Below are 23,939 nucleotides of genomic sequence, written 5' to 3' on the forward strand. Positions count from 1 at the left end.
AGGGCAATTGGCGCTGAAACAGGAAGCTCGTGTATTTATACATGAGTATGTTCACGGACAGTATACCTATTATGGCTGGTGCTATAAAATAGAAATGAAAGTTTTTAAAAACAGTCAAACTCAACAGGTCTATAATTACTTCTCCGGGCATGGAACAGCAGTAAATCTCCTTATTTTTGGAAAAATTATTACAAGAAATTTTTATAATGGGGTTTCCATTAGATATTATGATATGCCGGAAACGCAATAATTTTGTATATGCCATCTCGGTTTATTGATTTGTACGCTATTTTATGGTTAAATCGTCTTCCTATAATCCCTCCCCATACTAAAGTGAAATAAGCTTGTTATATTGTAGCGCTATACTATTTATCCGACGAATAAAGCAAATGTATGAAAAACGATTAGTCAGATATACATACCATATAATTAAAACTGAGAAGAGCCTTCAATGAGAAGGGCCTTCTTTTTTTGAACATTGGGCGGTGATCGAGAAATTTCCCTTTTTAAATATTGTTGACAAGGAAACAAAATGGAGATAGAATAAACGTGTCCATGGAAACAATAAAAGATAAAGGAGTTGTAATAGATGAAAAGTGACAGAGGTTTTTCTAAAGATTTTCTGCTCGTGGTTATCGGCCAGATTATATCGTTGTTTGGCAATCAGATTTTGAGGTATGCGCTTCCGCTTTATCTGCTGAATCAGACCGGGTCTTCGGCTTTGTTTGGGACGATTTCGGCGTGCGCATTTATCCCTATGATCGTACTGTTCCCTGTGGGAGGAATTATTGCGGACCGGGTGAATAAGAGGAATATTATGGTGATGCTGGACTTTGCCACGGCGGCGTTAATCGTCCTTTTTTATGTGATGGCGGGAACGGTTGATATTGTGCCGCTCATGGCGGTTACCATGATGGTTCTGTATGGGATACAGGGGGCGTATCAGCCGGCAGTGAAGGCGAGTGTGCCGATTTTGGTGGATACAGGCCATCTGATGCAGGCGAATTCTCTGATCGATGTGATCAGCTCCCTGGCCAATATGGCTGGGCCGGTGATTGGCGGCATTCTGTTTTCGGTTGTAGGGCTGGTGCCGATTCTGTACGTAAGCACGGGCTGCTTCCTGCTTTCTGCAATTATGGAGATTTTTATTCATATTCCATTTGAGAAAAAGCAGGCAGGCGGCAATATTTTTGTTACGGGATTCGGCGATCTGAAGGACAGCTTTCAGTTTATGTTTCAGAGACAGCCAGTACTGTGGAAGATTTCGTTCGTGTACGCGTTTCAGAACCTGTTCCTGTCTTCTCTGGTGTTGATTGGAGTCCCGGTTATCATTACACAGCATCTGGGATTTTCCATAAATACCGCCAACCGCCTGTATGGATACGCGCAGGGCGTGATTGCGGCAGGCAGTATCGCGGGCGGGCTGCTTGCAGGGATTCTGTCTAAGAAGCTTAAGCCGAAGGCAATACCGGCACTGATAACAGGGGCCGCCGTGTCCATGCTGCTGGGAGGAATTGCCCTACAGTTTTTAAGGACACCGGTAAAGGCGTGGCTGCTTCTGATCATCGGCTGCGGCCTGATGCTGATGCTGTCGTCGCTGTTTCAGATACAGATTATGTCATATGTGCAGATTCTGACGCCAAATGACATGATCGGCAAAGTAATATCCTGCGTGATCTGTGTCTGTATGTGCGCAAATCCCGTAGGCGGATTTATCTACGGAATCGTATTCGAGAAGATCGGAGACCGCGTATATCTTCCGTTTTATGCGGCGGCGGTGATTGTGACGGGAATTGGTGTGCTGACACGCGGAATTTTCAGGGAAGTGGACCGGAAAATGGCGTAGGGATGGCGGCCATCTGCGCATGAATGTAGAGAAATATTAGGAAAAAAGTAAAGATATTGCGAGGTTAAAATGATAGAATGAGTTTATAACGAAGAAATCAACAGAGGAAAGGCGGTGGGAGGTATATGACTGGGATTTATGCTCTCGTACATATGGCGGTGGACTTATCCTGCGCCTTTCTGGTTTACACATATGTGCTGGGAGGAGAGCAGTGGTACTTATGGCTGCTTCTTTATAATTTCTGCGCGTTTGCCCTGCAGATGCCGATCGGGGCAGCGGCCGACCGGCTGGACCGCAACAGCTGTGTGGCTGTGGGAGGCTGTGCCGGTGTTCTGGCCGGGCTGCTGCTTGGAATCGTGGGATTTCCGGCCGGAGCTGCCGTTGTGGCCGGAATTGGCAACGCCTGCTTTCATGTGGGAGGCGGGATCGATGTCCTGAACCGCAGCGAGAGAAGAGCGGCGCCGCTGGGAATCTTTGTGGCTCCCGGCGCGCTGGGGATATTTCTGGGAACCATGCTCGGCCGGGCCGGAACGGAGGCGGCTGTGTGGATCGGCGGTCTTTTGATTCTTTCGGCGGTGGTGATCCGCGCGGCGGCGGGAAGAGAGAAGCTGTGGCTTACATCCGGCAATGCGCCGTTTTCCTTCTCTGTGCCGTCAAGCTCTGTGCCGTCAAGCTCGATGCCGTCAAGCTCTGTGCCGTCAGACAGGACACTGATGGCGGCTGCCTGTTTCCTGGCAGCAGTGATTCTGCGGTCCTACTCCGGTATGATACAGAATTTCCCATGGAAAGAGACACTGGCGGGAAGCGGCTTAATTCTGGTTGGCGCTGTTGTGCTTGGAAAGATGGCGGGAGGCGTTTTAGCCGATAAGTTGGGCATTCAGAGAACTGCCTTCCGTTCCATGTGCGCGGCTGCGGTGGGATTTCTCTGCCTGGTTTATCCGGCTGCGGGGATTCTGGCAGTATTTTTCTGGAATATGTCCATGCCGCTGACCCTGTGGGCTGTTTCGAAGGTATTTCCGGGGGCGAAGGGCTTTGGCTTCGGTCTGCTGACATTCGGCCTTTTTGTGGGATTTTGCCCGGCCTGGCTCGGCGGAAGCAGCGTCGGAGGCCCGGTACAGTCTGGCATCCGGTTTATGGCGGGAAATGCCTCCTCTCCGGTCGGTATGGCTCTCATGGCGGTGGTGTCCCTGCTGCTTCTGGGCTGGGGACTTAAGCAGGTGGCAGAATGATGGGGCTGTGGATTGTTCCCGTTCTGCTGGTGTCGCTGGGGCTTACGGCTGCTTTGGAGGAAGGCTTCGGCTGGCTGGCCGGTGTGCGGGACCGATGGGATATGCTGCTGGTTTTACTGGTTAATCTGCTGACGAATCCGGCTGTGGTATTTCTCTACCATGTGAACTGTCTGTATCTGGGCTGGAACCGTACCGTAATTACTGTAGGACTGGAGGCTGCGGCAATTGCAGTGGAAGCGGTGTGCTATAAGACCGCGGCAGGGAACATACGGCATCCCTGGCTCTTTTCGATTGGCGCGAACCTGTTTTCCTTTACGTTGGGAGCGGTGATTACACGATACATTTAAGCGTCGGACAGAGATGAATCAGATTAAGTGAAGCAGAAAGCGAGGCGGATATTATGAAAATAGAGATTGGAACAACCTTCCCATCCCATTTTAAATCATCATACCCGGAAGAATTTGAGCTGTTTTCTCATTTTGAGACGACATCAGGAATTCCGACGGTTCTGTTTGCGGTAACCACATGGAAAGAAAATGGAAAGCCTAACGTCTGTTTTCACGCATGGAGCTGTTTCCATGGGGACAAGACGGCCTTTTTCGCAGTGATGGGAGGTCTGTACCAGCATACGCATACCTATGCCAATATCCAGAGGGAAGCATGCTTCGGCATTAACTTTCTCCCTGTGAGCTGCTACGACAGGCTGATCAATACGATCCGGGGCAACGAGTACGAGGCGGACGAATTTCAGGCAGGCGGATTCACTGTGCAGGACGCGAAAACGATTCACGCCCCCATGATTCAGGAGGCCTTCATCAATATGGAGTGTACGCTGAAAGACATTCAGGATTTAAGCGGCGCCGGGATTACAGCGATGGTGATCGGCCAGGTTCAGCATATATCTGTCGACGAGGAGTATGCGCAGGGCTATGAAAAACGCTACGGCAAAGACGGCTTTATGATGTTGATTCCGGCCCCTCAGGATCTTAAGACCGGGGAGCCTGCGCAGTCGGCAGTCGCGACGGTAAACATCGAAAGGCTGGACTGAAGCAGCGTTAAAGAGCACTCTCACGAATCTGAGCGCAGGGGAGTTTCCAGGAGTGCTCTCAAAAAGTAAGGGAGGAGAGAACAGAATGAGAGAAAACAACAATAGAGGACCATTGACCGGCCGGGCAATGGCATTAAGACCTATCCGGGATGCGGCCGTATTCCTTCTGGTTCTGGCGGCGTTACTGCTGACGCCGGGAAAGAGAGCTGGGGCCGATGTGATCTGGACGCCGGACGATTCTTTTTACGACCAGCATTACGAAGACTGCGATTACGAGGGACGCCGTTATTACGCCAATGGCGCCGACGGATATGTGACGGTTATGGAGAGTCCCGAGAAGAGAAATGTCCTTGATGTCCTTGCCAATGGCCCTGTTCTGTACGTGTCCATGACGTATGACAAGGGCATGTCCGGGAAATGGGGACTGGTCCAGTACGTTTTAAATGACGAAGGACAGCCGGCGGAAGACTACAGCTGGGATGAGGGCGCTACCGTGGGCTGGATTAAGATGGAAGAACTCTTAAGTGTATACGACGGTTACAGCTTTGCCGAAGAGCACAGGGCAGAGATTCAGGAGACGGATGAGGGTGCGGCTCCAAAGGTGGTCATGCCGGATACGGGGACCATCTATCTCTGGGAATATCCAGGCTCGGAGATTTCATACGGAACGCTGGAATCCATGGAGAGTGAGATATCCATCGATCAGACGTACCAGGATCCGGGCGGAGATCTTTGGGGCCATTCGGGCTATTATTTCGGCTATAGGAATTTTTGGATTAACTTAAGCGATCCGGGTGAGGCAAATCCGGAGTTGAAACCGCAGGAAAAACCGAAACTTACCCCTCCTGCAGATCGTAAAACGCTGGAAAGCCTTCCAAAGACAGGCAGATCCGGCATGGGACTGCCCCTCACCGTAGCGGGGCTGATCGTCCTGACCATTGTCCTGACCGCGCTCGTAATCCGATTTATGGCGGTTAAAAAGAGGGATGAGGAAAAAACGGCGGACGGCGGGCGGAAAGAATCTTAAAAAGGCCGCGGGAGTAGGAAATTCCATGGTAATTTTGTAAGAAAATAGTAAAGCAAAGATACCTTTCTTGTGGTAGAATGGAAACAGACTAAAGCTGAAATAACACAAGGGAGGTATTTTTCATGTCAGAAACTACGAACATTCTGGTGGTAGATGATGAAAAAGAGATTGCTGAGCTGGTAGAGATCTATCTGGTCAGTGACGGATATAAAGTATTTAAGGCCAATAACGCCATGGACGGATTGGATATTCTGGATAAAAATGAGATCCATCTGGTTCTGCTCGATATTATGATGCCGGGCATGGACGGGATGGAGATGTGCAGAAAGATCAGAGAGACAAACAACATACCGATCATCATGCTGAGCGCCAAGTCCACCGATTTAGACAAGATCATGGGACTGGGAACGGGAGCCGATGACTACGTGACGAAACCGTTTAACCCGCTGGAGCTGACGGCCCGTGTGAAGTCCCAGCTGCGCCGCTACACCCAGTTAAACCCCAACAGTGCGGTGAATGAGAAGGCGGGCAACGAGATTACCATCCGCGGACTGATTATCAACAAAGACAACCACAAAGTGACCGTTTACGGGGAAGAGATCAAGCTGACCCCGATTGAATTCGATATCCTCTATCTTCTGGCGTCCAATCCGGGCCGTGTGTTCAGCACGGATGAGATATTCGAGAAGGTGTGGAATGAAAAGGTATATGAGGCCAATAACACGGTCATGGTACATATCAGACGTCTGCGCGGCAAGATGAAGGAAGACACAAGGCAGAATAAGATTATCACCACAGTGTGGGGGGTAGGGTACAAAATTGAAAAATGATATGAACCGGCGCTTCCGCACCCGTGTGATAACAAATATTTTTTACAGCGCGGTCGTTACCGTCCTGATCGAGGTCTTTCTCGTTACCAACGTATCTCTGATCGCCACCTATATGGACAATGCGGGAATCGATAATTTCTTTATATCGATTCTCGTCTCCTTTGACGTGGTGGTTATTCTGATGTATGTGCTCTTTGGCATCCTTGTCTTTACTGTCACTTTCATGATTCTTCAGGAAAAGTCGCTCCGCTATATCACGAAGATTTCCGATGCCATGCAGAACATTTCCGAAGGGGATTTGAATGTCACCGTGGAGGTGGAAGGAGACGACGAGTTCTCTTCCATGGCTGCCAACTTAAATAAGATGGTAGAAGACTTAAAGGAGCTGATGGATAAGGAGAGAGAATCCGAGCGGACGAAGAATGAGCTGATTACCAACGTGGCCCATGACCTGCGGACTCCGCTTACCTCCATTATCGGTTACTTAGAGTTGCTTTCCGGCGACGTGAAGCTGGAACCGGAGATACAGAAAAAGTACATAAATATCGCATATGTGAAGACGAAGCGTCTGGAAAAGCTGATTGAAGACTTATTTGGGTTTACAAAGATGAATTACGGAAAGCTTTCCATGCATGTGGGCCAGGTGGATGTGGTGAAACTGCTGAGCCAGCTGCTGGAAGAGTTCTATCCCAGCTTTGTAGACAAGAATTTATCGTATGAACTGCAGAGCAACGTACCCGTCAAGGTGATTACCGCAGATGGGAATCTGCTGGCCCGGCTTTTCGATAATCTGATCAACAACGCCATCAAGTACGGCGCGGATGGAAAACGGATCATGGTAAAGCTGCACGCGGATGATGAGATTGTCACGGTTTCAGTTATCAACTATGGCTATGTGATCCCGGCGGATGAACTGCCGCTTATCTTTAACAAGTTTTACCGTGTGGAGCAGTCCCGTTCCACCAACACGGGGGGAACCGGACTTGGCCTTGCCATCTCGAAGAATATCGTGGATATGCACGGCGGCACGATCACCGTGACCAGCGATTTATCCGGTACGGTATTTACGGTGAAACTGAAAGTGAATTTTGACGTTAACAAGGAAAACTTTGGAAAGATAGGATGACAAAAGGATGAGATTCAGAAAAAATACCCTCGTATGGGCGGTGATACTGAGCATGGCAGGCAGTGTTTTACTGCCTGCCTCCTGTGTAAAGGCCTATGCTGCGCAGAATATGACAGAGCCGGCGAACAACTTAAATACCGAGTCCGATATTTATCTGGCGTCGTCTCCGGTCGTGATGGACGTGACTTACGGATATGACGGGGCGGCCAAGAGCGGCCGCTATGTGCCGGTTCAGATTTCCCTGGCCAATCAGGAGCAGAAGGCGTTTGAAGGGACTCTTCGAATCCAGGCAATGGAGTCCGATTATGAGATTTATGATTACGATTACCCGCTGACCCTGTCCGCAGGGGAGAACCTGGAGAAGACCCTGGATATTCCGGCAGGCAGAGGTGAGATTCTGTATGTAAAGCTGTTCGATGGAAATGGCACGGAGCTTGTGCGCAAACGTCTGAGAATCAATGTGAGCCGTGAAGTCGCAGAGCTGTATGTGGGCATCCTTTCCGATTCTCCGGACAGCTTGAACTATTTAAACGGTGTGGGAGTCAATTACAGCTCGGTCAGGACGAAGACATTTAATCTGACGGCGGATACCATGCCGGATAAGGCTGTCGGGATGGATCTGCTGGATGTACTGCTGATCACGGATTACGATACGAGAAAGCTTTCAGACAGCCAGACTGACGCTGTCTGGGAGTGGGTCAGAGGGGGCGGAACGCTGTTAATCGGAACCGGCGGCCGCGCGAATGATACGCTGGCGGCGTTCCGTGAGGAGATTGTCGAGACGGCATTTCCAGCGCCCGATGTGCGTTCCGTGGATATGGGCGTGGAATATGCCACCGACGGCCCGGGAGATTCCTTTATCAATCTGACCTGCGCCGACATCTCGTTAAAGGGCGGCACCGAAGTGCTGGCCAACGACGAGTTTCCGGTTCTCACATCGACTCCGAAAGGTAAGGGGCTGGTGGGAGTCGCCGCCTATGACTTCGTGGATATCTCGGACTTCTGTGAGACACAGCGTTCCTACGTGGATAAGCTTCTGACCGCGCTTTTGGGAGAAGATAAGCTGAACAACTTATCCTCCTACCTCTATTACGGCAATTCCAGCAAATACTGGTCAGTTCAGAGCATTTTGAACACAGGCAATGTAGATAAGCTTCCGAATATGCCGCTGTATGTGATTGTGATTCTCGGTTATATCATCCTGGTAGGGCCGGGGCTTTACCTGCTGTTAAAGAAGCAGGAGCGGAGAAGATTTTACCGGACCGGAGCGGTCGTTCTGTCCCTTATCTTTGCGGCGGTCATCTACCTTATGGGAGTCGGAACCCGGTTTAAGAATACGTTCTTCACCTACGCCACGATTCTGGATACGTCGGAGAAATCCATCGACGAGTATACCTACATCAACATACGGACTCCGTATAACAAACCGTACGCGGTTTCACTGGATCCGGGCTATGACCTGCTTCCCATAACCAGAAGCTATTATTACGATATGACGCCGGTGCCCAAATTTACAGGCACGGAGGAGAGCAAGGTACGGGTCGAGTACGGGCTGAATGAGACGAAGATATCCGCTCAGAACGTGGTTGCCTTCACTCCCAAATATTTCTCACTTGTGAAGAAGAGTCCCAACACCGAGCACCAGGGGCTTACGGGAAATGTCACTCTGTTTGACGGCCAGATAAGCGGTACCGTGACGAACCGGTACTCATTCCCGGTGGAAAAGGTCGGGGTGATGATGTTCGGACAGATGATCGTGATCGATGAACTGGGGCCGGGAGAGACGATGTCGCTCGATGGTCTGAAGGTCATTAATTATCCGCTGAACAGCTCCTATTTAATCGCGGAGCGTGTGACGGGCGGCTATCAGTATGAGAAGCCGGATATCGAGGATGAGAACTACATGCTGGCACTTTCCAGGGCAAACATCCTGGGCTTCTACCTCGACACGTATGCCTCTGTCTACAGTCCGGAGGCGCGGATCGTGGCGTTCAGCAGAGAGCAGTCTGACAGCAAATTCCTGGCAAAGGGTGACTTCGACACCTACGGCATGACCATGTTCACCTCTGCCCTGGATATCAGCACGAAGAAGAACGGCTATACCTACCGTTCGGCTCTGATGAAGGCGCCTCACGTCGTGAGCGGCCAGTATTACGCGGCCAGCAACTCCGTCTACGGCATGGACCCGACGGTTTTAGAGTACTCCCTGGGGAATGACATCGAGGTGGAGAGCCTGACATTTGAAAAGATTTCGGATGAATTCCTGGAAGGTGAGAAGAACAATGGATTGTCCATGTTCAGCGGAAGCCTCTATTTCTACAATCACGATACGGGGATTTACGATCTGATGGATACCGGAAAGAGCGTCTACGCTGCAGATGAACTGGAGCCTTATCTGTCTCCTGGAAATACGATGACAATCAAATATATCTTTGACAACAACACGGATTACAGCTGGGTGACACTGCCGATGCTGACCGTCCTGGGAAAGGATAAATGATGCTGGAGATCAGAAACTTAAAAAAGACATTTGGAAAATTTTACGCGCTGAACGGTCTGGACATGGACATCGGCGATGGAGCGCTCTACGGATTCGTAGGGCCCAACGGAGCCGGAAAGACGACGACCATCAAGATTATGACCGGACTTTTAGAGGCGGACGAGGGGCAGGTGCTGATCGACGGCGTGAATGTAACCGGCGGCCTGTCCCAGCTGAAGCTTAAGATCGGGTATGTGCCGGATTTCTTCGGCGTATACGACAATTTAAAGGTCAGTGAATACATGGAGTTTTTCGCCTCCTGCTATGGAATCAACGGCTTAAAGGCGAGAACGCGTTATATGACGCTTCTGGAACAGGTTGGACTGGAAGACAAGGTGAATTTCTATGTGGACGGCTTATCCCGCGGTATGAAGCAGAGGCTGTGCCTCGCCAGGGCGCTGATCCACGATCCGTCCCTTCTCGTCATGGATGAGCCGACCTCCGGACTGGATCCGAGAACCCGGTTTGAATTCAAGGAGATATTAAAAGAACTGCGGGAGCAGGGAAAGACGATCCTGATCAGCTCCCATGTCCTCTCCGAGCTTTCCGAGCTCTGTACGGACATCGGGATCATCGATCAGGGAAAGATGGTGTTAAGCGGCAGTATGGAAGCGATCCTGCGCCGCGTCAATACCTCGAATCCGCTGATCATCTCCATTCTGGGGAGCAAGGAGAAGGCGCTGACGATTTTAAAGAGCCAGCCCTGCGTACAGACCATTTCCGTAAAGGAAGGCAATATCATGGTCCAGTTCGTCGGGGATGAGGAGGATGAGGCGGTTCTGCTTCAGCAGCTGGTGGATGCGGAAGTGATGGTGCACGGGTTTATCCGTGAACCGGGAAGCCTGGAATCCTTATTTATGCAGATAACTGACCACGATGTAGAAAAGGCGGTGTTAGTACATGAAAATGAATCCGGTATATAAAAGAGAGACCACCGTCAGCTCCAGAAGCTTCAGGCTGGCGCTGATCATCATGGTGTTTAACGGAATTCTGGCCCTGGTGGCCCTGCTTAACATGTATTCCGTGGTTGCGAGAGTAAAGATAACGGCGGAGATCCAGTACTCCTCCTTCCTGAATCTGTACGTATTTGTAAGCGTGGTGGAGTTTGTCATGCTGATGTTCATCATGCCGGCTTTGACTGCCGGAAGCGTCAGCGGAGAGCGGGAGCGGCAGACGCTGGATTTGATGCTGACAACGACGATGAAGCCGTCGGAGATTATATTGGGAAAGCTGAGCGCGTCCTTCTCGACCATGTTTATCCTGATCGTATCCAGCTTCCCGCTGCTGGCCGTGTCCTTTGTATACGGCGGCATTACGTTCTATGACGTCTGCCTGCTTCTCCTGTGTTATGTGGCGGTAGCGCTGCTCACCGGGAGCATGGGAATCTGTTTCTCGGCCATTTTCAAGCGTTCCACCATTGCGACGGTGGTAACCTACGGCATTTTGATTCTGATTGCGGCGGGGACGTATGCGGTTAACGTGTTTGCCCTATCCATCGCCCGCATGAACATGAACAACACGTACATAAGCTCGGTTGGTTCCATGACGGAGCAGGCAAATTCCGGCGGATTCTTATATCTGCTGCTCCTGAATCCGGTCGCCACATTTTACGTGATGATTAACCGACAGGCAGGAGATAATCAGGTTACCGGAAGCTTAAGCCGCTGGTTCGGCCCGCATCCGGAGAATTTCATCATGAATTACTGGGTGGTCATAAGCATCATCATCCAGCTGGCACTGTCTGCGATCTTCTTGCTGATCGCCATTCGCGCCATCAATCCGGTCAAGAGAAAGCCGGTAAAGCAGCAGAAGGTAAAGAGTAAGGCAAGGGTGAGTGTCCCGGCGGCTGGCAGCCAGTCGTAAGGCGAAGCGCCGTGTCACGGTTTGGCTCGTTCCCTGCAAATGAAAATTTGAACGTGGCTGTTGGACACAAAATACGTGTGTCCGCTGGCCGCGTTCATTTTTATAGCTTGTATCCAGATTGCAGAATGCGGGAATATCAGGGATTGGCTGGACACGCCCCTCTGCAAAATTTAAAAATAAAGGAGAAAACATATGCTGACAATTGGATGTCATTTATCATCTTCGAAAGGTTATCTTGCCATGGGAAAAGAGGCTGTGAAGATTGATGCAAATACGTTTCAGTTTTTTACCAGGAATCCACGGGGAACGAAGGCGAAGGCCATCGATGAAAATGACGTGGAACGGTTCCTTGCATTTGCGAAGGAGAACGGGATCGAGAGGATCCTGGCCCACGCTCCTTATACGCTGAACGCCTGCTCTGCGGATGAGCATCTGCGAGAGCTTGCGAGAGATACGATGGCGGATGACTTGAGACGTATGGAGTATACGCCCGGCAACTGCTATAATTTCCATCCGGGAAGCCATGTGGGACAGGGGGCAGAGGCGGGGATCGCGTTCATTGCGGATATGCTGAACCAGATTTTGAAACCGGAGCAGCGTACTACGGTTCTCCTTGAAACCATGTCCGGGAAAGGAAGCGAGGTGGGCCGTGAATTCGAAGAACTGCGGGAGATATTAGACCGTGTGGAGTGTAAGGAACGCATGGGCGTCTGCCTCGATACATGCCATGTGTGGGACGGAGGCTATGACATTGTAAATGATTTGGAGGGCGTCATTGGGAAGTTTGACCGGATCATTGGTCTGGAAAAGCTGAAGGCCATTCATTTAAATGACAGTCTGAATCCGCTGGGTGCCCATAAGGACCGCCATGCGAAGATCGGGGAAGGCTGTATCGGGGAGGAAGCGCTGAAACGCGTGGTGACGCATCCGGCTTTAAAAGATCTGCCGTTTTATTTAGAGACACCGAATGAGCTTCCCGGGTATGCCAGGGAGATTGCAGTCATGAGAGAGGCAAGCAGATAAAAAATAACTTATAGTTAAAAAACAAAACCATGAATTAAAAGACACTCAATTGTATACCAGTCCGAAGCCTGCTATAATAAGACCATGAAGGGCCCTTCTTCATAGAAAACAGGAGGGATTATGTATGGCAATGAATGCGGTAATACGTGAAAAACGAAAAGAACTGGGACTGACCCAGGAGAAGGTTGCGGAGTATTTAGGAGTATCTGCGCCAGCCGTGAACAAATGGGAAAAGGGGATCACCTGCCCTGACGTTTCGTTATTGCCTGCGCTGGCCCGTCTGCTGAAAACGGATTTGAATACGCTGCTCTGTTTCAAGGAGGAATTGACAGAACAGGAGATCGCCGGATTCTGTATGGAAGTGGCGGAGACGGTCCGGGTGGATGGAATGAGCGCGGGAATCAGGCTGGTGCGGGAAAAGGTACAGGAATATCCCGCATGCGGTCCGCTGATTCACAGGGCTGCGATGGTGTTAGACGGCGCGTGGTTTATCAACGGCTCGTGTTGCGAGGAGCGGGAGGAGTATGCGGAGGAGATTATCTCTCTGTATGAGCGCGCGGCGGAGTGCGGTGATGAGAAGGTCGCCACCGGCGCCCGGTTTATGCTGGCATCGAAATATATGGTTCGTATGGAATATGAAAAGTCACAGAAGATGCTGGATTTGCTTCCGGAAAGAAACCATATGGATAAACGTCAGATCCAGGCGAATCTCTATATCAGGCAGGAAAAGCTTGATGAGGCGGCCCGCCTGATGGAGCAGATGCTCATCACGCGGCTGAATGAACTGGAGGGCGTACTGATCAGCCTCGCTGAAATTGCAGTGAAAGAGGGACGGCCGGAGGATGCCACAGACATAGGGGAACGCTGGAAGGCCGTTGCGGAGCAAATGGGGCTGTGGAACTATAACGGGCTGGTAATCGCGCTGCAGGCGGCTCTCGACCGGGAAGATGAGGCACAGAGCGTCAGAATGATCAAAGAACTCTTGAAGGCGGCGGCAACGCCGTGGGAGATGAAAAACTCGCCTTTATTCCGGCATATTCCGGTTAAGGGTGTCCCGGAAACTTATACGAAGCAGATCATTTCGCCTATTTTATACGAATTTGAGAATAGCTCAAAATACGACTTCCTTCAGAGCAATGAGGAATTCAGGCAGCTGATCGAGCAGTACCGAAAGTGACAGTTCCCGGCCCCGCTGAAAGTCTCCGCCGGGCCGGAAACTGTCACTTTCGGAGACAAAGTAAAAAATCGTAATAGAAAATTTTGTAGATGGATGGAATCCCGGTATGGTATACTATACTCATATCGGGATATTTATTGTATAATAGGAAAGTGTTCCTATTACACAATAAGCCCTCCGGGCAGGAGGCGCACTCCGCGCTAAGGAAGTATGGTTGCTGAAGCAACCGCGCTTCGGCGCGAGAGTCCGGCGAGCCGGATTCTTTATTCTAATAAACGTGACAGGAGGCAGAAACATGGGAATTATAAAAGCAGTTACGACCGCGATCGGCGGTTCACTGGCAGACCAGTGGCTGGAGGTAATTGAGTCAGGCAATATGGGAGATCAGACAGTCTTCACCAGCGGCGTGAAAATCCGCAGAGGGTCCAATACGAAGGGAACGGATAATACGATTTCCGACGGTTCCGTCATCCACGTGTACCCCAACCAGTTCATGATTCTGGTAGATGGAGGCAAGATTATCGATTACACCGCGGAAGAGGGATATTATACCGTCAAGAATTCCTCCCTGCCATCCCTGTTTAACGGACAGTTCGGGGAGGCGCTTAAAGAGTCCTTTGACCGTGTGCGTTTCGGCGGCGAAACTCCTACGTCTCAGAAGGTCTATTTTATCAATCTGCAGGAGATCAAGGGAATCAAGTTTGGAACCCCGAATCCGATTAACTATTTTGACCAGTTTTACAATGCAGAACTGTTTCTGCGTGCCCACGGTACGTACTCGATCAAGGTAACGGATCCGCTGTTATTCTACGCCGAGGCTATTCCAAAAAACAAGGCAAGAGTCGAGGTTACGGATATCAATGAGCAGTATTTGTCTGAATTTTTAGAGGCGCTGCAGTCCTCTATTAATCAGATGTCGGCTGACGGGATCCGCATTTCCTACGTGGCATCTAAGGGCAGAGAGCTGGGTGACTACATGGCGGATACTCTGGACAGTCAGTGGAAGGCTATCCGAGGCATGGAGATTCAGTCTGTAGGTATTGCCAGTATTTCGTATGATGAAGAATCCAAGAATCTGATCAATATGAGAAACCAGGGTGCCATGCTGAGCGATCCCGGTGTGCGGGAGGGCTATGTTCAGGGATCGGTAGCCAGAGGCATGGAGGCAGCCGGAAGCAATGCGCACGGCTCCATGGCTGGCTTTATGGGCATGGGTGTCGGCATGAATGCGGGAGGCGGCTTCATGGGAGCAGCTTCCAATGCGAATTTACAGCAGATGCAGATGAACCAGATGGCAGGAAACCAGCAGATGGCGGGAAATCAGCAGATGGCAGCCGGTCAGATGCAGGGCGGCCAAATGGCAGGAGCGCAGCCGACACAGGGCGCCGGCCAGGCAGGCGGCAATGGCCCGATACCGGGAACCGGAACCCCGTCCTTTGTACAGCAGGCGTCTGAGGCCAGACAGGCAGCAAGCCAGTCAGGTGACTCATGGACCTGTAAATGTGGAAATGTCAACACAGGAAAATTCTGCCCGGAATGCGGAGCTCCCCGGCCAGCCGGTCCGTGGACCTGTGAATGCGGAACTGCCAACAATGGAAAATTCTGTTCGGAGTGTGGGAAACCAAGACCATGAGTGCGACCATAACATATAAGTGTCCGAACTGCGGCGGCGGCCTGCAGTTTGATCCTGACAAACAGAAATATGCATGTGAATACTGTCTGTCCGAGTTTACTCAGGAAGAGCTGGAACGGCTGAGCCCGGAAGCATCGGCCGACCAGACCGGTTTCCCGTCCGCCGGTATGGCTGGAGAGGAGACGCAGGAGGACCGGAAAATGGAAGGGACTCCCGTCCTTTACACCTGTCCCAGCTGTGGAGCGGAGATCGTAACCGATGAGACCACTGCGGCCACCATGTGTTATTACTGTCACAATCCGGTAATTCTTTCCGGAAAGCTGTCAGGAGAGTATAATCCGGACTATGTCATCCCCTTTCAGCTGGACAGAGAAAAAGCGACCGCCATATTTTCCCAGTGGATGAAGAAAAAAAGATATGTGCCGAAAGCCTTTTATTCAGAGGATCAGATCCAGAAAATGTCCGGTGTGTATTTTCCGTATCTGATGTACAGCTGCCGGGTGGAAGGAGAGCTGGAGGCCCGGGCCGACAGGCTGCGAATCTGGGTGAGCGGACGGTATCAGTATACAGAGACCCAGACGTACGATATTTTCAGGGAAGGCGACATGGAAGTGAGCCATGTCACCCGCAATGCCTTAAAAAAGGCAAACAGAGAGCTGGTGGAGGGTGTTTTGCCCTATGATATGGAGAAGCTGGAACATTTTACTCCCGGTTATCTGTCCGGCTTCGTGGCAGAGCGGCGCGATATGGAGGAACAAGACTTTTCCGCTGACGTATACGGCGAGGTTCGCCAGTTTGCGCTAGATTCCCTAAAAGAAAGTGTTGGAACGTATGACCGGGTCAGTGTTCGCCGATCGGACGCGCAGCTGAGAGATGAGAAATGGGAATACGCCCTTCTTCCGGTCTGGACACTCACCTATCATGACCAGGCTAAAAACGAGATGTACTATTTTACCGTCAATGGACAAACGGGAAAAGTTTGTGGAAAACTTCCGGTTGATAAGATGAAATTGTTGATACTGTTTGCAGAAATTTTCTTCCCGGTCCTGTTATTCATGCTTTTGATGGGGTATCTGATATGATGAGACGACAAAGAAATGGTGTATCCGTATACATAAAAAACGGGAGTCAGCTGCTTCGGCTGCTGCTCTTTGCCGCGGCGATTCTCTTTCTGGCTGGATTCTGCATGGTGTCCACAGCCTGGGCCTCCGGGAACTCTGACCTGGCAGAAGGTAAAACCAGAGTCTTCGATCAAGCGGGACTGTTCAGCGAGGCGGAGAAGAGTTCCATGGAAGAAGAGATTGCCTCCATGCGGAAAGATATGAACATGGACGTGGTGATCATCACCACGGATGATGCAGGTGGAAAGTCAGCCGAAAGGTACAGTGAAGATTTTTACACTAACGGAAATTTCGGGACAGGAAAAGACTACAGCGGTGTGATATTCCTGATTGATATGGATAACCGGGAGCTGTATATCGCTCCGGTAGGAACGATGAACCGGTTTCTGACGGATAAACGGTGGAATACTATTTTAGATGACGCCTATGAGGGCGCATCGAATGGGGACTATGCGGCCAGTGCCGAAGCATTTTTAGCGGGTGTCCGCAAATATTACACGGCCGGAATACCGGGCGGTCAGTATAACTACGACCGCGACACCGGTAAAATCAGCGTCTACCGCAGCATAACCTGGCCGGAGGCCGCGTTAGCCCTGGCGGTGGCCCTGCTGGCGGCCATAAGCCCCTGCATTGGTGTCAGGAACCGCTACGCGATGAAGAAAGAGCGGAGGCAGGCTGAAAATTACTTAAAAGCCTACCGGGCAGACTGCCGCTTCCGTTTTTCTGCAAATACGGATAATCTGGTCAATAAGACCGTCACCCATATTGTGATTCCAAAGAATACTTCCAGCGGTCATTCCGGTGGCGGCGGTGGTTCCTCGTCCGGCCGCAGTACGACTCATTCCTCCGGTGGCCGCAGCTATGGCGGCGGCGGAAGAAAGTTTTAGAAAGCTGAGCTTAACGGCAGCAGTGGCATTTATCCCCACTGCCGTACCATTTTGAACGGTATATGGGTCAAAATGTGGATAGAGATACCGGTACAGCCCGGTCGATTTCTAAAGTATCCGCGGTCACGATACAGTCATAAGCGAGAATATGGACGCCGGCCTCATGGGCCAGGCGCAGCGCATCCCCGAACTGGGGATGCGTTTTTTGATTGGGCGTAAACTCCCGGATTCCCTTCATCTGGATTACAAACAGGATATAGGCCTCATACCCTGCCTTTACCGCTTCTGCCAGTTCCAGAATGTGCTTGATGCCCCGCTCGGTCGGCGCGTCGGGGAACATGGCGATGCCGTTCTCCTCCAAAGTTACACCTTTGACTTCCATAAAGGCCGGTTTCGTACAGCTCTGAAACGCAGGGGAGGAAGATGGATTGTATGCAGGAGCAGAGGCAGAGCTGAGGGGCGAATCGGGAAGCTGAGCACAGGCCGAATCAAAAACCATATCAAAAGCCATATCAAAGACCATATCAAAAGCCAGATCGAACCGGGATTGTCCATAGGTGACTTCCCTGCGAATATTGGCCAGTCTGAGTGCCGGTAGAAACTTTTCACCGTCATAGCCGTTAACCGGCAGTGTTGGCGCCTGCTCCATGGCATGAAGCCATTCCGCCGCCACCTGGTTCGGAGCCTGGGAATCCATGTTGATAAGCAGGAGTTCTCCGTTTCGTTCCTTCAAGACTCCGATCAGCGAGTATTCTGTCTTTCTGCCTAATGCCGCGGCCTCCGGATGAAACTGAAGTATCACCGCAGCGCCCGGCAGAAGCAGCTCTCTGCACCGTCCCGTGTTTTTTACATGGCAGACTACGGTTTCTTCCTCACCGCCCGCCTCTCGCCGGATAGCCACATGGGCGATAAAGCGGTTAGGCCGGCTTATAAAAGTACCCTGTATCATATGTTCATATCTCATGGTTAAAATATATCCTTTCTATCATTAAAACATAAAAGCATAAGCGTAAAGAAAAACACAGACTGGTCCGCATTTGAAAAATCATTCCCGCCATCTGCACGCCTTACTTTACGGCATATTTAGCCTCCATTCAGTCTGCATAGCCCTGCGCCTCATTCATCGGAACGAAATCTCCCGCAAAGTGTGATGCAGCTGACGAAAGCCAGTTCTCAACCCCATTCCGGCAAACGCAAAATGCCGCGCAGACTATTCCTAGCATACCACATCACGGGACAAAAATAAATTGAAATGTAATGTCCTCAAACTAAATACATATGTCCGCACTATGAAAACTTTTTTGCCGTTTCTGGTTGCACCTTCAAACAAAGTATGCTACAATTCTGGCAAGGTTTCAGACCAAAAGCATGAAAATACGGCTGAATTACAATATGTAAGAGTAAGAAAGGAAAGACACATCATGGAATTATCCTATCAAAGCACCCGCGGCGGCGAGACCGGTGTGACGGCCTCCCAGGCAATCTTAAAGGGGCTGGCAGACGACGGCGGCTTATTTATGCCGACCTTTATCCCAAAACTCGATAAAACGATGGAAGAACTGGCAGGCATGACGTATCAGGAGACCGCCTATGAGGTGATGAAGCTGTTCCTCACCGACTATACGGAAGAAGAACTGAAGAACTGCATCGCCAGAGCGTATGACAGCAAATTTGACACCGGGGAGATCGCTCCTCTGGCAAAGGCGGATGGCGCTTATTTCCTGGAGTTATACCACGGGAGCACGATCGCATTTAAGGATATGGCTCTTTCCATTCTGCCGCATTTAATGATCACTGCCGCTAAGAAAAATCAGGTAAAAAACAAGATTGTAGTTTTGACTGCAACCTCCGGCGACACCGGTAAGGCCGCCATGGCAGGCTTTGCCGATGTGGAAGGAACAGCTATCATCGTCTTCTATCCAAAAGACGGCGTGAGCCGCATTCAGGAGCTTCAGATGGTGACGCAGAAGGGGGATAACACTCACGTAGTGGCGATCCACGGTAATTTCGACGATGCCCAGACCGGCGTGAAGAAAATATTCGGAGACAAGGCATTTGCGGCTGCGCTCGCCGAAAAAGGCTGCCAGCTCTCCTCTGCGAATTCCATCAATATCGGCCGTCTCGTTCCTCAGGTTGTATATTATGTGTATGCCTATGCAAAGCTTCTGGAGGCCGGCGAGATCGAAGCAGGGGAGCAGATCAACGTGACGGTGCCTACCGGCAACTTCGGCAATATCCTTGCGGCTTATTTGGCAAAGGAGATGGGCGTCCCGGTGAAGACCCTGATCTGTGCTTCCAATGAGAATAAGGTCCTGTATGACTTTTTCCGCACGGGTACATACGACAGGAACCGCGATTTCATCCTGACGACCTCCCCATCCATGGATATCCTCATTTCCAGCAACTTAGAGCGCCTCATCTATTTAAGCGCCGGCAGCGATGCTAAGGCCAATGCAGCCCTGATGAAGGAATTGAGCGAGAAGGGAAGCTACACGGTGACAGAAGAGATGCGCGGATTCATGAAAGATTTCCTCGGAGGCTTTGCGTCGGAAGAAGAGAACCGTGCCACGATTAAAAAAATCTTTGAAGACACCGGATACTTAATTGATACCCACACAGGCGTCGCAGCGTCTGTATACAACCATTATAAAGAAGAGACAAAGGATCCTGCCAAAACCGTTATCGCGTCCACAGCCAGCCCGTATAAGTTTTCAGGAAGCGTTCTGGAGGCCATCGACGGCGTTCGGCCGGAGGAAGATGAATTCGCCATTGTGGACCGTCTGGCGGAGCTGTCAGGCGTTGTCATCCCGCAGGCCGTAGAGGAGATCCGCACAGCGCCTGTGCGCCATACCGCGGAGTGCGGCATCGATCAGATGCAGGCCACGGTAGCCGGGATTCTTTCGGTATAATCCGTACAGCACCCATAAGTTTCTGCGGATTTTTCACTGGATGCCCGCACAATGGAGAAATCCGCATAATCGGTGATAGAATCCGCGTGCCCCCGTTTCGCAGATATTTCCCTGTCAATAAGGAATGATCGGACACACTCCGGGCCATAAAATCAAAAAGATGATGGTCGGAAATGGCAATATGTAAGAAAATATGTAAGATTGTTATAAAAATCACAATTCAAAAATATTTATCTTTGCAAATGACGCGAAATGGTATATAATGATGTAGAAATGAAATAAATATAAATCGAATTGGAGGTTTGTGATATGTTAGTTTCAGCAAAAGAAATGCTTGAAAAAGCAAGAGACGGAAAGTATGCTGTTGGCCAGTTCAACATCAACAACCTTGAGTGGACCAAAGCGGTCTTACTGACAGCAGAAGAACTGAATTCCCCGGTCATCCTTGGCGTATCCGAGGGTGCTGGTAAATACATGACAGGTTACAAGACAGTATCAGCGATGGTAAAGGCTATGATCGGTGAACTGAACATTACAGTTCCGGTAGCTTTACATCTGGATCACGGCAGCTACGAAGGCTGCTATAAATGTATCGAGGCAGGATTCTCCTCCATCATGTTCGATGGCTCTCACTATCCGATCGAAGAGAACGTTGAGAAGACGAAAGAACTCGTAGCAGTATGTGCAGAGAAAGGCATCTCCTTAGAGGCAGAAGTCGGCTCCATCGGCGGCGAGGAAGACGGCGTAGTTGGAATGGGCGAGTGTGCAGATCCGAACGAGTGCAAGCAGATTGCAGATCTGGGCGTAACCATGCTGGCTGCCGGTATCGGCAACATCCATGGCAAGTATCCAGAGAACTGGGCTGGATTAAGCTTTGAGACTCTGGCTGCCGTAAAAGACAAAGTAGGTGATATGCCGTTAGTACTTCACGGTGGTACAGGCATTCCTGAGGATCAGATCAAGAAAGCGATCAGCCTCGGCGTAGCCAAGATTAACGTAAACACAGAGTGCCAGCTGTCCTTTGCTGACGCTACCCGTAAATACATCGAAGCAGGCAAGGATTTAGCAGGCAAGGGCTTTGACCCGCGTAAACTTCTCGCACCAGGAACGGAAGCAATCAAGGCAACCGTCAAAGAGAAGATGGAATTATTCGGTTCCGTGGGAAAAGCTTAAGTTTGAATAATCCTGGATCCTGAAATGCAATTATTAAAAAAAATACTTGCATTTTTGAGAGAAATGGTTTATTTTAATTAAGGAACGATGGCGTTCTCCTGACAACAGGAGGGCGCCATTTCTGGTATCATAGGAACGTTCGCCCTATAAAACCAGAACCCTCCGGGGGAGGCGCACTCTGCGCCGGAGCGAGAGTCCGGAATGAGGGACTTAATCTGTCACAGATGATTGCGCGCATAACCAGGAAAAAAGAGGAGACTCGAGAAGTCTAAATTACAGACCAAATGAGAGGATGGAAAATTTATGAGCGAAGTAGTAAATGTTGCCGAAATCTTCGGTAAAAACGTATTTAACGAAACCGTCATGAGAGAGCGCTTGCCGAAATCCGTTTTCAAGAAATTAAAGAAGACGATCGAAGACGGAGCGGAACTGGACCCGTCCATCGCTGATGTTGTTGCACATGCGATGAAGGACTGGGCAATTGAGAGAGGCGCGACCCATTATACCCATTGGTTCCAGCCGCTGACCGGTATCACAGCCGAAAAGCATGACTCCTTCATTTCAGCACCGACCTCCGAGGGAAAAGTCATCATGGAGTTCTCCGGAAAAGAGCTGATCAAGGGCGAACCGGACGCTTCCTCCTTCCCATCAGGCGGTTTGAGAGCCACCTTTGAGGCGAGAGGCTATACTGCATGGGATTGTACTTCACCGGCATTTTTAAGAGAAGACGCCATTGGCGTAACCCTTTGCATTCCCACCGCATTCTGCTCTTATACAGGAGAAGCCCTGGATAAGAAGACACCTCTTTTAAAATCCATGGAGGCTGTTGACGAGCAGGCACTGAGAATTTTACGATTATTCGGCAACACCACTTCCAAACGTGTGGTCCCGTCCGTAGGGGCGGAGCAGGAGTATTTCCTGGTTGACCGTGAAAAATATTTACAGAGAAAAGACCTGATTTACGCAGGCCGCACCTTATTCGGCGCTATGCCTCCCAAGGGGCAGGAGCTGGAAGATCATTATTTCGGAGCCATCCGGGAGCGTGTCGCGGCATATATGAAGGAAGTCAATGAAGAGCTCTGGCGCTTAGGCGTTCCGGCCAAGACCCAGCATAACGAGGTGGCACCGGCCCAGCATGAACTGGCGCCGATCTACGAGCAGGTCAATGTGGCCGTAGATCATAACCAGATGGTAATGGAAACCTTAAAGAAGGTGGCCGGCCGTCACGGCTTAAACTGCCTGCTTCACGAAAAACCATTTGCCGGAGTCAACGGTTCCGGAAAACATAACAACTGGTCCCTGACCACGGAAGATGGAATCAACCTGTTAAATCCAGGTGAGACCCCTCATGAGAACATTCAGTTTCTTCTGGTGCTGTCCTGTATCTTAAAGGCCGTTGACCGTCATGCCGATCTGCTTCGTGAATCTGCGGCAGATGTCGGAAATGATCACAGACTCGGCGCTAACGAGGCACCGCCCGCTATCATTTCCGTGTTCATCGGTGAACAGCTGGAGGACGTGGTCGATCAGCTTTGCAGCACCGGCGAGGCCACCCATTCCAAGGTAGGAGGCACATTAAAGACGGGAGTCAAGACACTGCCTGATTTATTCAAGGATGCAACCGACAGAAACAGAACATCCCCGTTCGCCTTTACGGGCAACAAATTTGAGTTCCGTATGGTAGGCTCCTCCGATTCCATTTCTTCCCCGAACGTGGTATTAAACACCATTGCGGCGGAAGCGTTCAAGGAAGCGGCTGACATACTGGAAAAGGCGGCGGATTTCGATACCGCGGTACATGATATGATCAAAGAGCAGCTGGCAGCCCATAGAAGAATCATCTTCAATGGAAACGGCTATGCGGACGCATGGGTAGAGGAGGCCGAGATGAGAGGCCTTCCGAACATCAAATCCATGGTGGAAGCGATTCCGGCCCTTACCACAGAAGCATCAGTCCGGATGTTTGAGGCATTCAACGTATTTACGAAAGCCGAACTGGAATCCCGTGTTGAGATCGAATATGAGGCATACAGCAAGGCAATCAACATCGAGGCCAGAACCATGATCGATATGGCCGGCAAGCAGATTATCCCGGCGGCCGTCAAATATGCGACCATGCTGGCCGATTCCTTAAGCAAAGTACAGACCGCCTGCCCGGATGCCGATGTGAGCGTCCAGGCCGAACTTCTGACAGAGACCTCCGCCTATCTTTCTGATATGAAGGTGGCGCTGGCAAATCTGACTGATGTAACAGAGAAATGCGGCATCATCGAAAACAATAAGGAACAGGCCAATGCCTACCACGATATCGTAGTCCCTGCCATGGAAGCGCTCCGCGCTCCGGCGGATAAGCTTGAGATGATGGTCGATAAGGAATTATGGCCGATGCCAAGCTATGGAGATTTGATTTTTGAAGTATAAGGGAAAATTGAAAAAAGGAACCGCCTCCTGTCTAATTAACAGGGAGGCGGTTCCTTTTTTGCAGCTGAAGCTGCTTTTTAATGTCTT

The 23,939-nt window shown here is 50.5% G+C and carries 19 protein-coding genes and 1 pseudogene; 19 read left to right on the top strand and 1 reads right to left on the bottom strand.

Annotated features, from left to right (window positions below; genetic code table 11):
* The 16 genes and pseudogenes from ACLTD4_RS22355 to ACLTD4_RS22430 all read left to right on the top strand — a co-directional run.
* Positions 1-250 (top strand): annotated as a pseudogene (locus tag ACLTD4_RS22355) (hypothetical protein); the annotation flags it as partial.
* A gap of 339 nt (positions 251-589) precedes the next feature.
* A complete protein-coding gene (locus tag ACLTD4_RS22360; RefSeq protein ID WP_117624093.1) occupies positions 590-1,846 on the top strand; it encodes an MFS transporter in 1,257 nt (418 codons plus the stop codon).
* A gap of 125 nt (positions 1,847-1,971) precedes the next feature.
* On the top strand, positions 1,972-3,075 hold the full coding sequence (locus ACLTD4_RS22365) for an MFS transporter (protein ID WP_117624092.1): 1,104 nt from the start codon (positions 1,972-1,974) through the stop codon (positions 3,073-3,075).
* Positions 3,072-3,422, top strand: a complete 351-nt coding sequence (locus ACLTD4_RS22370; protein ID WP_117624091.1) for a hypothetical protein — start codon at positions 3,072-3,074, stop codon at positions 3,420-3,422. The genes ACLTD4_RS22365 and ACLTD4_RS22370 overlap by 4 nt, the downstream gene beginning before the upstream one ends.
* Positions 3,423-3,475: 53 nt before the next feature.
* The gene (locus ACLTD4_RS22375; protein ID WP_025531412.1) at positions 3,476-4,123 is read left to right on the top strand and encodes a flavin reductase family protein; all 648 of its coding nucleotides are present in this window, start codon (positions 3,476-3,478) and stop codon (positions 4,121-4,123) included.
* Positions 4,124-4,208: 85 nt separating this feature from the next.
* Complete coding sequence (locus tag ACLTD4_RS22380) at positions 4,209-5,150, top strand: LPXTG cell wall anchor domain-containing protein (RefSeq protein WP_412331572.1); 942 nt, start codon at positions 4,209-4,211, stop codon at positions 5,148-5,150.
* A gap of 122 nt (positions 5,151-5,272) precedes the next feature.
* Complete coding sequence (locus ACLTD4_RS22385; protein ID WP_002601661.1) at positions 5,273-5,980, top strand: response regulator transcription factor; 708 nt, start codon at positions 5,273-5,275, stop codon at positions 5,978-5,980.
* Positions 5,970-7,106 carry a sensor histidine kinase gene (locus tag ACLTD4_RS22390; RefSeq protein ID WP_002601660.1) on the top strand — a complete coding sequence of 379 codons (1,137 nt, stop codon included), beginning with the start codon at positions 5,970-5,972 and terminating at the stop codon, positions 7,104-7,106. The genes ACLTD4_RS22385 and ACLTD4_RS22390 overlap by 11 nt, the downstream gene beginning before the upstream one ends.
* A 7-nt stretch (positions 7,107-7,113) precedes the next feature.
* Entirely contained in the window at positions 7,114-9,606 is a 2,493-nt protein-coding gene (locus tag ACLTD4_RS22395; RefSeq protein ID WP_117624089.1) for a hypothetical protein, read from the top strand.
* Positions 9,606-10,568 (top strand): ABC transporter ATP-binding protein, encoded by a 963-nt coding sequence (locus ACLTD4_RS22400; RefSeq protein ID WP_002601658.1) that lies wholly within the window; start codon positions 9,606-9,608, stop codon positions 10,566-10,568. Before ACLTD4_RS22395 ends, ACLTD4_RS22400 begins: the two co-directional genes overlap by 1 nt.
* Positions 10,546-11,508, top strand: a complete 963-nt coding sequence (locus ACLTD4_RS22405; RefSeq protein ID WP_002601657.1) for an ABC transporter permease — start codon at positions 10,546-10,548, stop codon at positions 11,506-11,508. The genes ACLTD4_RS22400 and ACLTD4_RS22405 overlap by 23 nt, the downstream gene beginning before the upstream one ends.
* Before the next feature lie 192 nt (positions 11,509-11,700).
* On the top strand, positions 11,701-12,531 hold the full coding sequence (locus ACLTD4_RS22410) for a deoxyribonuclease IV (RefSeq protein ID WP_025531414.1): 831 nt from the start codon (positions 11,701-11,703) through the stop codon (positions 12,529-12,531).
* 124 nt (positions 12,532-12,655) lie between these two features.
* The gene (locus ACLTD4_RS22415) at positions 12,656-13,708 is read left to right on the top strand and encodes a helix-turn-helix domain-containing protein (RefSeq protein WP_117624088.1); all 1,053 of its coding nucleotides are present in this window, start codon (positions 12,656-12,658) and stop codon (positions 13,706-13,708) included.
* A 295-nt stretch (positions 13,709-14,003) separates the two neighbouring features.
* Positions 14,004-15,341, top strand: coding sequence for an SPFH domain-containing protein (locus tag ACLTD4_RS22420; RefSeq protein WP_117624087.1), 1,338 nt, complete (start codon positions 14,004-14,006; stop codon positions 15,339-15,341).
* Positions 15,338-16,423: a TFIIB-type zinc ribbon-containing protein gene (locus ACLTD4_RS22425; RefSeq protein WP_117624086.1), complete on the top strand. Its 1,086-nt coding sequence runs from the start codon at positions 15,338-15,340 to the stop codon at positions 16,421-16,423. Before ACLTD4_RS22420 ends, ACLTD4_RS22425 begins: the two co-directional genes overlap by 4 nt.
* Positions 16,420-17,349 (top strand): TPM domain-containing protein, encoded by a 930-nt coding sequence (locus tag ACLTD4_RS22430; RefSeq protein WP_117624085.1) that lies wholly within the window; start codon positions 16,420-16,422, stop codon positions 17,347-17,349. The genes ACLTD4_RS22425 and ACLTD4_RS22430 overlap by 4 nt, the downstream gene beginning before the upstream one ends.
* 67 nt (positions 17,350-17,416) lie before the next feature.
* On the opposite strand, the gene ACLTD4_RS22435 is transcribed toward ACLTD4_RS22430, so the two are convergent.
* Positions 17,417-18,313, bottom strand: coding sequence for a DNA/RNA nuclease SfsA (locus ACLTD4_RS22435; protein WP_117624084.1), 897 nt, complete (start codon positions 18,311-18,313; stop codon positions 17,417-17,419).
* Between the two features lie 457 nt (positions 18,314-18,770).
* On the opposite strand from ACLTD4_RS22435, the gene thrC reads away from it, so the two are divergent.
* From thrC to ACLTD4_RS22450, 3 genes are all read left to right on the top strand, one after another.
* Positions 18,771-20,258 carry a threonine synthase gene (gene thrC, locus ACLTD4_RS22440; RefSeq protein WP_117624083.1) on the top strand — a complete coding sequence of 496 codons (1,488 nt, stop codon included), beginning with the start codon at positions 18,771-18,773 and terminating at the stop codon, positions 20,256-20,258.
* Positions 20,259-20,567: 309 nt separating this feature from the next.
* Positions 20,568-21,431, top strand: coding sequence for a class II fructose-1,6-bisphosphate aldolase (gene fba / locus ACLTD4_RS22445; RefSeq protein WP_002601649.1), 864 nt, complete (start codon positions 20,568-20,570; stop codon positions 21,429-21,431).
* Between the two features lie 303 nt (positions 21,432-21,734).
* Entirely contained in the window at positions 21,735-23,852 is a 2,118-nt protein-coding gene (locus tag ACLTD4_RS22450) for a glutamine synthetase III (RefSeq protein ID WP_117624082.1), read from the top strand.
* Positions 23,853-23,939 lie beyond the last annotated feature (87 nt).

The sequence above is a fragment of the Hungatella sp. genome (genome assembly GCF_046966825.1).